The sequence below is a fragment of the Shimazuella sp. NTD250 genome, from assembly GCF_059510375.1.
Genome location: NZ_JCAJZS010000009.1, coordinates 128,870 through 141,363 on the forward strand (window position 1 = coordinate 128,870; position 12,494 = coordinate 141,363).

15 protein-coding genes and 1 other annotated feature are annotated in these 12,494 nt (G+C 36.7%); of the genes, 5 read left to right on the forward strand and 10 right to left on the reverse strand.

The window, feature by feature from the left end; genetic code table 11:
* Positions 1–117 precede the first annotated feature (117 nt).
* Positions 118–1,002, forward strand: coding sequence for a sporulation protein YtxC (ytxC, locus tag AC5WOF_RS18375; protein ID WP_496051396.1), 885 nt, complete (start codon positions 118–120; stop codon positions 1,000–1,002).
* A gap of 33 nt (positions 1,003–1,035) precedes the next feature.
* Positions 1,036–1,262 (forward strand) — a binding site (T-box leader).
* Positions 1,263–1,298: 36 nt separating this feature from the next.
* Positions 1,299–3,227, forward strand: coding sequence for a threonine--tRNA ligase (gene thrS / locus AC5WOF_RS18380; protein WP_496051397.1), 1,929 nt, complete (start codon positions 1,299–1,301; stop codon positions 3,225–3,227).
* Between the two features lie 239 nt (positions 3,228–3,466).
* Here the strand turns inward: thrS and AC5WOF_RS18385 are convergent, their stop codons facing one another.
* Complete coding sequence (locus AC5WOF_RS18385; protein ID WP_496051398.1) at positions 3,467–4,192, reverse strand: hypothetical protein; 726 nt, start codon at positions 4,190–4,192, stop codon at positions 3,467–3,469.
* Positions 4,193–4,395: 203 nt separating this feature from the next.
* Positions 4,396–5,307, reverse strand: coding sequence for a LysR family transcriptional regulator (locus tag AC5WOF_RS18390; RefSeq protein WP_496051399.1), 912 nt, complete (start codon positions 5,305–5,307; stop codon positions 4,396–4,398).
* A gap of 185 nt (positions 5,308–5,492) precedes the next feature.
* On the opposite strand from AC5WOF_RS18390, the gene AC5WOF_RS18395 reads away from it, so the two are divergent.
* Together AC5WOF_RS18395 and AC5WOF_RS18400 are read left to right on the forward strand one after the other, a co-directional pair.
* Positions 5,493–5,954 (forward strand): DinB family protein, encoded by a 462-nt coding sequence (locus AC5WOF_RS18395; protein WP_496051411.1) that lies wholly within the window; start codon positions 5,493–5,495, stop codon positions 5,952–5,954.
* A 256-nt stretch (positions 5,955–6,210) separates the two neighbouring features.
* A complete protein-coding gene (locus AC5WOF_RS18400) occupies positions 6,211–6,666 on the forward strand; it encodes an SRPBCC family protein (protein WP_496051400.1) in 456 nt (151 codons plus the stop codon).
* A gap of 117 nt (positions 6,667–6,783) precedes the next feature.
* On the opposite strand, the gene AC5WOF_RS18405 is transcribed toward AC5WOF_RS18400, so the two are convergent.
* Both AC5WOF_RS18405 and AC5WOF_RS18410 read right to left on the reverse strand, forming a co-directional pair.
* A complete protein-coding gene (locus AC5WOF_RS18405; RefSeq protein WP_496051401.1) occupies positions 6,784–7,497 on the reverse strand; it encodes an MBL fold metallo-hydrolase in 714 nt (237 codons plus the stop codon).
* Positions 7,498–7,575: 78 nt separating this feature from the next.
* Complete coding sequence (locus AC5WOF_RS18410; RefSeq protein ID WP_496051402.1) at positions 7,576–8,166, reverse strand: TetR/AcrR family transcriptional regulator; 591 nt, start codon at positions 8,164–8,166, stop codon at positions 7,576–7,578.
* Between the two features lie 244 nt (positions 8,167–8,410).
* On the opposite strand from AC5WOF_RS18410, the gene AC5WOF_RS18415 reads away from it, so the two are divergent.
* Positions 8,411–8,887, forward strand: coding sequence for a GNAT family N-acetyltransferase (locus AC5WOF_RS18415; protein WP_496051403.1), 477 nt, complete (start codon positions 8,411–8,413; stop codon positions 8,885–8,887).
* A 108-nt stretch (positions 8,888–8,995) separates the two neighbouring features.
* Here AC5WOF_RS18415 and AC5WOF_RS18420 read toward each other — a convergent pair whose 3' ends face one another.
* The 6 genes from AC5WOF_RS18420 to AC5WOF_RS18445 all read right to left on the reverse strand — a co-directional run bounded on the left by AC5WOF_RS18420 (position 8,996) and on the right by AC5WOF_RS18445 (position 11,999).
* Positions 8,996–9,709 (reverse strand): alpha/beta fold hydrolase, encoded by a 714-nt coding sequence (locus AC5WOF_RS18420; protein ID WP_496051404.1) that lies wholly within the window; start codon positions 9,707–9,709, stop codon positions 8,996–8,998.
* A gap of 361 nt (positions 9,710–10,070) precedes the next feature.
* Complete coding sequence (locus AC5WOF_RS18425) at positions 10,071–10,574, reverse strand: GNAT family N-acetyltransferase (RefSeq protein WP_496051405.1); 504 nt, start codon at positions 10,572–10,574, stop codon at positions 10,071–10,073.
* Between the two features lie 122 nt (positions 10,575–10,696).
* On the reverse strand, positions 10,697–10,885 hold the full coding sequence (locus AC5WOF_RS18430; protein WP_496051412.1) for a lasso peptide biosynthesis B2 protein: 189 nt from the start codon (positions 10,883–10,885) through the stop codon (positions 10,697–10,699).
* Positions 10,797–11,066 carry a hypothetical protein gene (locus tag AC5WOF_RS18435; RefSeq protein ID WP_496051413.1) on the reverse strand — a complete coding sequence of 90 codons (270 nt, stop codon included), beginning with the start codon at positions 11,064–11,066 and terminating at the stop codon, positions 10,797–10,799. Before AC5WOF_RS18435 ends, AC5WOF_RS18430 begins: the two co-directional genes overlap by 89 nt.
* Positions 11,054–11,299 carry a PqqD family protein gene (locus AC5WOF_RS18440; RefSeq protein WP_496051406.1) on the reverse strand — a complete coding sequence of 82 codons (246 nt, stop codon included), beginning with the start codon at positions 11,297–11,299 and terminating at the stop codon, positions 11,054–11,056. The genes AC5WOF_RS18435 and AC5WOF_RS18440 overlap by 13 nt, the downstream gene beginning before the upstream one ends.
* Positions 11,280–11,999 carry an asparagine synthase-related protein gene (locus AC5WOF_RS18445; RefSeq protein WP_496051407.1) on the reverse strand — a complete coding sequence of 240 codons (720 nt, stop codon included), beginning with the start codon at positions 11,997–11,999 and terminating at the stop codon, positions 11,280–11,282. Before AC5WOF_RS18445 ends, AC5WOF_RS18440 begins: the two co-directional genes overlap by 20 nt.
* Between the last annotated feature and the right edge of the window lie 495 nt (positions 12,000–12,494).

A 12,494-nucleotide genomic window follows, 5' to 3' on the forward strand; every position in this document is an offset into this window, starting at 1 on the left:
AGCTCTGTCTGCGCCTTGAAAGGCTTGCCAACCGGCAAGTTTTCTTAACCGATGTATACCTGCTAAATGTTTCCCATATACTAAAGCAGGATACACCAGACAGAAAGGGGTGCGAAGATGGATTTTACCATCAGCATACCTCAAGCAAATGCTTATCAAACGACTGGTTTGTTTCATCATCTCATGCAGTTACCTCAAAGAATGGAAAAATTAGATGTGCTTTGTGAAATACAAGAAGTTAGTATTTCAGACCGTTATTTTTACACCATTCAATGTAAGTTAAAACGGAGATCACAAGAGAGAGAAATAAGACGGGCGATCAGTGAAGAAATAGCACGGTACATCTGTACATATTTTGAAGAAAATTTAATCGAAGATGCAATCCAAAAACATTATCCGCAATACTACGACCGAGAAATAGAGCAAATTAAAGTACATACCAATCGACTATTTCAAAAAAACACACATACTTATTTCCGGACTCCTTATAACAAACGCTCGGACCGTTTAGGGAAGCCGATTTTCCATTTTCTTCGCGAATCAAAATTGCTGGCTATCGATGGATATGTTCACTTTCGACTTGAACACTATCGTAAAGCTTTGGCCAAGTGTGTCCATGACGCAGTAGACCAATTTTTATTGGATCAAGAATATCAAGATTTTATTTCCCTCTTGAAATATTTTGTCTCGGTTCAAGGTTCCAAGATCGATCTGGTGCATCTCATGCATCGGGGTGTGAAACAATTTGAGCTACTTGATGAGCAGGGCAAACCTTTGCAATTAAACGATGGTGGAACTTTGCAAGAGATTGTAGAACATTCTTTCTCACATGAGGATTTAATTGTCAGTACACTGCTCACAATTGCACCAGAAAAGATTATTTTGCATACCAAATTTCCTGAGGAAAACATTATTCATACCTTATCGCAAATTTTTGAGTCTCGAATAGTGAAATGTAATGGTTGTACTTCCTGTGGTACAGTGGAAACGCTTGACTTGTGATTAAAACATTCGGTATAATGCAAACAACTTTTTGATTTTGCGTTGATAAGGATATGCTTTTTGTCAATGGTGATAAGAGAGAGGGGCCGTCGGCTGAAAACCCCTTCACCCACTTGATAAAACAGTACCACCTTGGAGCTGGGATAGGGAAAATAGAGTATCTATCTCCGGTTACACACCGTTACATGTGTCTTATGAGGACTTATTTTTGGATAAGTTGAATTAGGGTGGAACCACGAGATCAAACGCTCGTCCCTTTTGGGATGCGGCGTTTTTTTATGTTGAAGAGGAGTGAAATGCAGATGTTGGTTAAATTGCCTGACGGATCAGAAAAAACGTATGAAGAAAAAGTTACGGTAAATGACGTTGCTGTTTCTATTAGTAAAGGTCTACAAAAAAAAGCGATCGCTGGTATGATCGATGGTCAAGTAGTAGATTTAAGCAGAGAAGTACCAGATGGAGCAGATGTGAAAATATTAACTTTGGACGATAAAGAAGGATTGGACGTATATCGTCATAGTACCGTTCATTTGATGGCACAAGCGTTAAGGCGTTTGTATCCAGATGTAAAATTGGGAATTGGACCAGTCATTGAAGATGGATTTTACTATGATATTGATCTGTCTCAGAATTTAACTCCTGAAGACTTACCCAAAATAGAAGCAGAAATGAAAAAGATTGTAAAAGAAAACTTTCCATTTGTGCGGAAAGTAGTATCAAGGGAAGAAGCAATTCGCAAGTATGAGGAGATTCATGATCATCTCAAGCTAGAGTTGATTCGCGATTTACCAGAAGATGCGGAGATTACCATCTATGAACAAGGGGAGTTTTTTGACCTCTGTCGTGGACCGCATGTTCCTTCTACAGGACGACTGAAAGCATTTAAATTGCTCAGTATTGCGGGTGCTTACTGGAGAGGCAGCTCCGATAATCAAATGCTGCAACGAATTTATGGAACCGCATGGGAGAAACAATCCGAATTAGATGCCTATCTCGAACGTTTGGAAGATGCAAAACGACGGGATCACCGCAAATTAAATAGTCAACTTGGCATTTTTTCACTTGTTCCAGAAGTCGGCCAAGGCTTGCCGCTTTGGTTGCCAAATGGAGCGAAAATCCGCCGGGAGATCGAGCGGTATATCGTTGACTTAGAAGAAAGTCTTGGATATGACCATGTGTACACCCCTCATTTAGCGAATGTAGAACTATATAAAATTTCCGGGCACTGGGATCATTATCAAGAAGATATGTATCCAGCGATGAAAATTGATAACGAAGAATTGGTATTGCGTCCGATGAACTGTCCACACCATATGATGGTCTATAAAAGCGAAATGCGAAGCTATCGCAACCTGCCGCTTCGTGTCGCAGAACTGGGTACCATGCACCGCTATGAAATGTCAGGAGCTCTTTCAGGATTGCAACGTGTGCGCTCGATGACCTTAAATGATGCACATATTTTCTGCTTACCAGAACAGATCAAATCCGAGTTCAAACGAGTAGTGGAATTGATCCTTGAAGTATATCGTGTGTTTGGGATCAAAGACTACTTCTTCCGTCTGTCTTATCGTGATCCAAAAAATAAAGAAAAATATATCGATAACGATGAGATGTGGAATGTATCCCAATCTATGTTAAAAGAAACGATGGATGAAATGGGCTTGCCATATGTGGAGGCAGAGGGAGAAGCGGCATTTTATGGGCCAAAACTCGATGTCCAAGTCCAAACAGCATTAGGGAAAGATGAGACGCTATCTACTGTACAATTGGACTTCCACCTCCCAAATAAATTTGAATTGGAATACATCGGAAAAGACGGACAAGCACATCGCCCAGTTGTCATTCACCGTGGTGTAGTTGGTACAATGGAACGTTTTGTCGCATTTTTGACGGAGTATCACATGGGAGACTTCCCACTCTGGCTATCTCCTGTACAAGCGAAAGTACTTCCTGTATCTGCAAATTACATCGATTACGCAGAAGAAGTGACAAAACAGCTAAAAGATGCAGGTATTCGTGTGAATTTGGATGATCGAGATGAAAAACTCGGATATAAAATCCGCCAAGCGGAAATGGAGAAAGTTCCTTACATGTTTGTAGTAGGGGAGAAAGAACGAGAAGCAGGTTTGGTAAATGTGAGACGTCGTCACTCCAAAGAGCAAAGTGTAGAAGGATTAGAAGAATTGAAGAATCGGTTGAAACAAGAAATCAAGGAAAGAGTATAATGGGAAAGCAACAGGTGATATAAGCCTGTTGCTTTTTTTGTTGGAAGTAACGTATTTATGTAAATTTAACTTTTATACATTAATCAAATTCATAGGAATTATGTTAGTTCAATAGATATAGTATTTGAAGAAATAAGGGGTTATTTTTCAGCCAATTAATTGGCTGAAATGGATTTTTGGCTTTGCTTCCTACCGATCATGCTTTTTAGTTGGTGAAGCAAAGCCATATGGATAAAGGTCTAACTGACATTGTCACCGTGCCGGTTCATATTTACGATTCTGTTATGTACATAGTGTATATGGGTTCCAGACTGTAATATTTCCTCCACCGTTACATCTTCGTTTTTCAAATAAACAAACCATTCAGATTGAACATTTCCCATTTTTATATAAACACTAAATGTATAACTTCTACCAGTGGCGAGGGAAAATTGAAATTTGAAAAAACCTTCCTCTCGATTGTTTTCTCCTATCATGCGTTTTAAGTAATTCAGGGGGACTTGTGTCATACACACATCTCCATAGACTACTCTTTTTGGCGCTTCTGTCTCTATTATTTCGTAAGAATGTGGCTCAATTTCTGGTATTTGATTCACATTGATAAAGACAAAATCATCAATATACGCAGGAGTCGGTTTTATATTTACTAGGGTACAATGAACAATTTTCTTTCCATTATCATTCTCCTTAATAGAAATTCTAGGATATAAATCTACTTCTAAAGCCTCTCTTTCTCTTCGTCTTATGTCTTTTTCTTGTTGTTTTGCTTCACGTACCAGCTTCAAAGCTATTCGAGCAGTCAAAAAGGTTGCGAGCGCACCAATCATTTGACCGACAGCCATCCACATGTTCCAGTCTGTCCAATCTCTTTTTGTTAACCAATTTAACATTGGATGTGCTTTATCTACAATTGGATATATCTTATCTAAAATTGTTTGTATCCAATTTAAAAATGTTTGTACCATAAAAACAACCCTCCTAATAAAAATTCCAACATTCATGATATCAAATATTATCTTTTCTTACTGATTAAAATAGTAATTATTTAATATTTGAGCAGATGTAGGAGGTTTGTTGTATTCAAAGATAGAACAGGCCGCGAAGACGGTCTGCTTTATATAAATTTAAATTATGGGTGTTATTCCTGATGGAGCATTCATCTCCTTTGTTACCCCAACTTTCGAGTAGTTTGCTCCATCACGCTTTGAACAAAAGACTTTAATTCCTCAATAAACAATTTTGCTGCTTGTCCCATAAACTTATCTTTCCGATAGATGATGCAGATATCTTGACTAGGTGTAGGATGGATCAACGTTATCGCTGAGATACTATCTCGGTCCAGATAATCAAGCAGCATCCGTGGAAGAATGGAGGCGCCTACCCCTTGTTCGATTAAGGTCAGAAGTGTTGATAACGTAGAGGTTACGATTGGGTTGTCTATCGTAATGCCTTTTTCTTGGCAGCAAGAATGAATGACTTTTGTAATCTGGTGTTCAGAACCAAACATCACCATCTTAAGTTGCTGTAATTGTTCGAAAGGGAGAGCCTTTGATTTCGCGATGGGGTGATCCGATTGAATGGCCAACGCAAACTCCTCATGGAACAAAGGGATGACAGCGATTCGGTCATCCGGGTTTATAGGTGCAGTAGTAACTCCAAGATCTCTTGTCCCGTCGACAACTTGTTCATAAACATCCATCGTTTCTGTAACACTTATGGAGAGCTTGGGATATGCATGGTGGAAGTCGACCAATAGTGCATCAAATAGTAAGTCTCCATCACCAGGAAGAATTCCAATGTCCAATTTGCCGCCTTCCATTTGTTTAAGATCTGTTACTGCCCTTTTCATATAGTCAACGCGTTCAAAGATGATTTGACACTGCTCTAACACAATCTTACCCGCATCTGTTAGCGCGATTCGCCTGCCAATACGATCAAATAGAGGAAGACCCAGTTCGTTCTCCAAAAACTTGATCTGTTGACTCAGATTCGATTGTGTCGTGCAGAGGTTCTCGGCTGCTCTTGAGAAATGCATCTCCTTACATACTGCAGCGAAATATTCTAGTTGTCTAAGTTCCATCCTTCAATGTCCCTTCTTATTAGCAATCATTCTTTTCATTATAACCTGAAATGAAACAATTTTTTTATCATTACTAAAACTGATCAATTGCATCGGAATCTCGTGATGGTTGCTTTGTGGCGAGCAATGTACACTTTAGATAGGTAAACGAAACACAAAAACAACTTATCAGGAGGCGTTTCATGATGGCACAATCAATCATAAATACAGGAAAAGTTTTGCGTCAGATTCTTATAGGACAACTACAGGGTATTTCAGAAACTCAGTTAGATATTCAACCAGAAGGTTTCAATAATACTATCCGCTGGAATGTAGGTCACATTATTTTTTGGATGGATAAATACTCCACTCTATCCTTCGGATCATCTTCTGTTATTCCAGATAAATATGAGACACTATTTAACTCTGGGACGAAGCCAGCAGATTGGGTGATAGATGCACCGTCGAAAGAAGAACTGACCCAGTTATTGGTGGATCAGCTTTCCCGTCTCTCAGAGCTGACACCCGAATTGCTAGATAAAAATCTGCAATCGCCGTTTGAAATGGGACCATTCCAATTTAATACCTCAGGTGAGCTGTTCAACTTCGCTCTGATGCACGAATCCATTCACCTTGGAACCATTTCAAGCCAGATGAAATTGATTTAATAATATGTCTGCTATCTCAAAAACGACAAGGGTATGGGTTCCTTGTCGCTTTTGTTATGGTTCAATGATCTATCTTGCTTTTTAATTCAACCACTTATAGAGAAGAAAATAATAAGATACAAGTGTTGGACAGTTTCTAATAAAGTATAACAGTCAAGCATGAGGTGAATGATGGGAATAGCCTAAGAGTATAAAAATTGTAGATTGGGAATGTTAAATTGCTCTAAAAAAGTGTCCTGAGGGAGAAAAATAATATATGTCGGAACTTAAATTCGTTTATGTGACTTATATTGCAACTACAGAAGAAAAACTGTGGGAATCATTGACAAGCAGTGATATTACTGAAAAATACTTTTTCGGCACGAAAGTTGAATCAAATTGGCAAGAAGGTTCTGTTATTCATTATTTGAGAAATGGACAAGTTACCGATCATGGCATAATACGAAAATATGAACCGCATCACATCCTGTCCTATACATGGATTAATACTAGTGACAAAACGAACCGTGAAAAGCCATCTCAAGTTACATTTAAATTGCAGCTAATGGATTCCATTGTAAAATTGACACTCAACCATGAGAATCTATTACCGACTGATTTCGTTGAGGAAGAAGATACTTTTGAGGGATTTAACAATGGATGGCCTGCTATTCTTAGCAATTTGAAAAGCCTGCTGGAAACAGGAAAAACATTGCCCCTGATTTCCACGTAGATTGTTGATAAGGGAACGCTTAAACCATCGAGTTTTATGTCTTTTTTCATTTGGGATTTTATTTTAAAATTTAACCAAAAAGTAACGCAGAAGACTAATTCTACGTCACTAGGTGTACTAGTTAAGATGGTTAACAAACTTACGGATCTTTGCAGCAGCATTTCTAATAATTGGTTTACCATGCCCCAGACAAAGTGTTTCTACATTCATATTATCTATTTTGCGAACGGATTGTTTAGCTGCTGCTACATCTGGAGTAGCTGCGATTAAGGGTAATGTTAGACGATTGGAGGGTAAGTTCATAAGAATATCTCCGCCGAACAATATTCGCTGCTCCTCTAACCAAAAACCGCATTGTCCTGGACTGTGCCCAGGTAAATCAATCACTTCTAAACCAGGAAGTACTTCATCTAAACGATCCCCTTCTGTAAGTTCAACATGTACGGGTACAGGATCGAAAAGCATAGGTTTAAGCCAATACTTATATACGAATCGATCAAATCCTCTCAGTTGAGAATAAGAGGGGTAGAGAGGCATTTTCTCTCCCCGAATCACCTCGCTCTCATAGCGATGATGAGCATACACTTTCGCATTTGTAATTGTTTGTAATTCTGCGAGACTGCCAATATGATCCCAATGAGCATGTGTAATAAGAATCCGTTTAATGTCACTTAATTGATAGCCGCTGCGTTGAAGACTCTTTTTGATTTGAGCTACCGAATTGGGTTTGCTTGTATCAACAAGCGTGAGACCATCAGAAGCCTCAATGACATAAACATTTCCCATAACTAATCCTGTGATGCGATAAATATGATTTTGAATTTTTTCCATGCAGAGCCCTCCAAATAGTTAACAAAAATTTTTAGTACTGAACAGTACTAGTCGAAGTCAAAAAAAAGATCATAACAATTAAGATGCAGTTGGCTGCAACATTTTCAATAATGTATCGCGCTCTTTTTGAAATGAATAGGTATTTCTTTTGATGCTGATAAGCATTAACATTCCTTCCAGCCATGAACTAAAGATGGAAGCGAGCATATTTGCTGGAAGGTCGCTGCGTATTTCTCCTTGTTCCACTCCTTGTTGAATGAGTTGAGAAAAATGATCAACTTGCTGTTCAAAAAACATCTCAAGTCGTACCTGAACTTGATTATTCGTTCTGCCAGCTTCCACCATGAGCGAAATGAGCGGACATCCTCCAATACAGCTCCGATCCGCTAGTTCTTCTATCAGCACATCTGTGTAATGCTTTATTTTTTCGATCAACGATCTGCTGCTTTCGACGAATTGTTTTTGGAAAGATGCTTCCAAGTTGGAGATGTATGCTTCTAAAACAGAAAGTGTCAGCTCATCTTTGCTCTTAAAATGATAATAAATATTGGATTTTGATACACCGCTTTGTTTGACCACGTCATCCATCGATGTAGATGAGAGACCATGGTTACGAAACAATTCAGCCGCCACTTGAATCACATGATCATGATTAGTTAGTTTATTCATGATTAGAACTATACAGTACTAAAAAATAATTGTCAATCTGCGACAAGGGGACGTTTCATTAACTTATAAGGAAATACAATCTTTTTTCTGTATAGAATGTACCTACTGCAAGTATTTTAGGAGAAAATATATCTACATTGCCTAGAACCGCAACCGAACGAAGAAGTGTATTTTGCTAGAGGGATAGATATAATCATGATAATAAGCAAATGATTTTATTTAAGAATAATAAGGAGATATTACCTTGTGCATATGGAGAAAAGCTAAAAAGGTAGAAATGAAAGAAATATTTCAAATGGGTTATGATGTGTGGGGAGATAACTTGTCTGAAGATCAGTATTTATATAACTGTTTCCACTCCAAAAAATATAAAAAAGGCATATGGTATGTACTTGAGAATAAAGAAAATAAGCTGATAAGTTCTTTAATTATATACAATGTGGTTGATAGAAATGTTTTTGGGATCGGATCAATAGCAACACCCATGAGTGATAGAAGAAAGGGGTATGCTTCGTTATTAGTTAAAAAAGCAGTGAATGAATTACAGAAACAGGAGAATAAGCCTATTATTCTTTACAGTGATATTGATACACTCTTTTACAAGAGATTAGGTTTTGTAGAGTTACCAGAGTCGAAACAAAGGTATAAAGATAGCGTGTGTATGGTTTATTTATCAGACAACTTAAATCTAGATATCATAAATCCTCCTTCTTATTTTTAATCAAACGTAAAACCAGTAACCATTGCTGATTCTCCCCTTGACTTTTCTTATTTACATCATAAAATGCGACAAGGGTATGGTTCTCTTGTTGCATAGCTGCTTGTACTTTTAGTCTTGCCCAGCTAAAATAATTTTTTCTGCTAGTTCTTTTGGTATGGTGAACATAGCTTCATGACTGCCGTCATATTGAATAAAACGATGAAGACCAAGTCTTCCAGCCATTTTTTCATATGCACGAAAATTAACTACGGTATCTATAGAACCATGTAAGTAAGTTTTGGGTATATCTAATGAATAAAATTTTGAAAGATCTAGTTCTTCGATGAAAAGAGTGGTCGGGTTGGATGTTAATGTTTCATATGCTTTTTTTGCAGTGTCTAAATCTCCATCATTGATAAAAACATCTCGCCAAATTGGAAATTGTATTTCAACCGGTTCTCCAAGCACGGCATCAGGGAGTAATGCTCCAAGATCGACTACACCATCAAGACTTTCCGCAACAGATTTTTCATGAAGGGATACTACTCCCCCTAAAAAGATCAGACGTTTTATTCGATCAGGAATTTTTTGTGCTATTTGTTGAATATGTGTTCCGCCCAAACTGTGTCCCAATAAAATGATATTATGTAAATTTCGTTTTTTAATATAAGAAACAACATACTCTATTGCTTCATCATACGTAATATACTTATTTCCATGAGGTTCATTGCCTCCAACCGTTGGTGCGTAAGCATCATGTCCCTGCTGTTCAAGATGATGAATGACTTGATTCCAACATTCTCCTGTGTGACTAGTGCCATGAACCAATACATAGGTACTCATAGGTGACAGCATCTCCTTATATTAAAAAAATAATATCTAGTATTATCTTAATATTAACATAATAAAAATGCCGACATATAGTTCTTATCGAATATATTTTATAATAATGTAGATGAGTTATGTATTTATTTTCCGAGTTCAATTTATGTAATAAAAGAGTAGTAGAAAATGAGTATATAGAGGTTGTTGCATAAATAAAATTGAACGCTGGATAAAGTAGCTTGATGTGTGTGTTTTCCGCGTCTGTTGTTGTTGAAAAACACAAAGGACGCTCCACTCACCCACATCTGCGATTTTACGTTGATAATGCAACAGGCTCTATATAAACAATCATAGATAATAAAGAGGATAACAACAAAATCTACTTTATTATTTCATGAAATCCAAACCTTTGATTAACCGTTAACATTGGATAATTTTCCTCATGAACACAAGTAATCATTTTTTGGATTCCCTGTTTTTTTGCATAGTCTATTGTTTTTTTCTTTAACATAGAAGCAATTCCGTTTCCTCTGAATGCTTCCTTTACAACAGTGAGCCCGCAGTCTGCGAGTTTTTTATCTCTGTCTAAAGTAATACTGCTAAGACGGATCCAATTATTGTCTATTGCTGCGATGAATTGACTTTCTCTTTGATCCCAGTAACAACGGTAATAGATTTTGTTTATGAATTGATCAAATGACTCAAATTCCTCATTTTGCCCTGGGTCTCCTACAACGCCTTCCTTAACTAATTCGTAGAGCTTAAATTGGTTTTCTGGGGTGTTAGGTACATCCGATAATAGAAAAAAAGCAACAGCTTTGCAATTAGATTTGTAGTTGATTGAACTACTATAATTGTCTAGGTCTAGGGTTAGTTTTTTCATTGCTACTCTCCAATCTTTTAAAAGAGAGATTAAGATTCCAAGTACAAACTGTACAATTAGTTAGGTCATGTGGTGAAAAAAATAAATATTAAGGTCAGAGAGTATTCGTTTGATCCCCGTAATCAAATTACTAATATCTTTTTATATGATTCAATTTCATTTGATTCTTTAACAGGTGTTCCATTCACTTCTACCCATGCATGAGAACGAAACGGTGACAGTTTAACGCCTATACACCAACCTACTCTTTTCTTTTGACTTGAAGCAAGAAGGACAAAAGCTAATGACTCTTCTAAACAAGCGATTCGAATTAAGAAAAATCGTTTTGTTCTTTGGAATAAGTTGCCAAATTTGCTCAGCTTCATCCTTTGTCATTTCAGGATATCCTTTTTCTTTAATTTGGGAGATTTTTTCTTGAATAAATTCTAAATTCCTTAAGCGAGTCAATATCCAAGCAATAAGAATATACATCCATGCCTTTATTTTATCCATCCCATTTCCCTCATTTCTTGCAACCAAATGGACGTATCTTGTATTAATTGATCTTGATCTATTTCATATTTCTCTGCTAAGAGGTTACACGTTTCATCCCATGTTTTCTTATTTTCAAGTAAATCTACTATTTCTTTTGCAGTCTCATTTAGTGCAAAGAACTGATTTTCCTTTGTGTCTAGTAAAATGGTTGTACCCTCAACTTCGTTCACTTTAATGTGTGAGTGAAACATCATCTTCCTCCTCTAATCGTTGTAACCACATTTCCACGGCAATAGTGAAATCAAATTCCCAAAGTGGAACATAAAGACCCATTTTCATTTTTTCCATTGCTATGTGAAATCGTTCCAAATGAATAATTCCAAGATCAGCGAGGTTCATCCGATGAAATCGTTCTCTTAATTGGATATAGTTTTTCTTGAACCCTTGGTATACATCAGTCGTGTAGTCTCCTTTTGTATTTCTATTAATAAGGATAGTAGGTAGATTAGGAAAAGCTTGTTTTATTAGAGGTTTTAAACAATTAGGATTCATACGCTCATATTCAAAAATGGAAAAACATGACTGAATTACTGGATCATGAAGAAAAGGAAAATGTATTGTTTTTCCTAGGGATTTTCCTATTTGATAGGTAATTCGGCAAGTTTTAGCTGTATCCCATAGGTCAAACCAACTTCCTAGATTGGTTAGTTCCGATTCAATATCAAGTGATACAACGGAACCATTTGATCCTACCAAATACAAGAGAAGTGCTGTACTAAATCCTGAACCTGTTCCGACTTCTAGTACAAGGTGTCCTTCTTGAATATCTAGCAATTCTAAACCTCTTTTAATGGCTATATTTGCTGTACTTTGAATAACGATACTCCCATCTGCTCTTCGTACAAATGAGTCACGATCTACCATTTGAAAAGCTTCGTCTACACTTCTCATTTCATTCTCCTATCGAAAAATGGATTTCCAGAAACTTCATTTCTTTCAAGTATTTTAGCTTATTTATAAGATGGAAACAATAAATATTCAGTAAGTTATAAAAATTATATTTATTTATTTTATTTTCATAAAATATAGTGATTTTGATGAGGAGAATCCAATTTTGTGGTAAATTATGAAAATGATATTTTATTATTTTCATAAGAGATATTTTCAGGTATAAGTAACTCCTAAATTAAAAAATAAACGCTTCCTACGATTTAATTAAGGTAGAAAGCGATTTTGTGTTGAAGGGCTTGGGAGTACGAGATATAATCATTACCTTTTCAATCTGCTGGATCACCAGACAACATCTTTATCCCCCCTTTGTATAAATAATTGATGTAGTTTTTTTGTATATTGGTGATATATCTCATGACTTCCCGTTTTAGAAAAACAAGTGCTTAAATCTGCGATTATTGCTAATAATTCATCTCTAAATTCGTAATGAGTAGC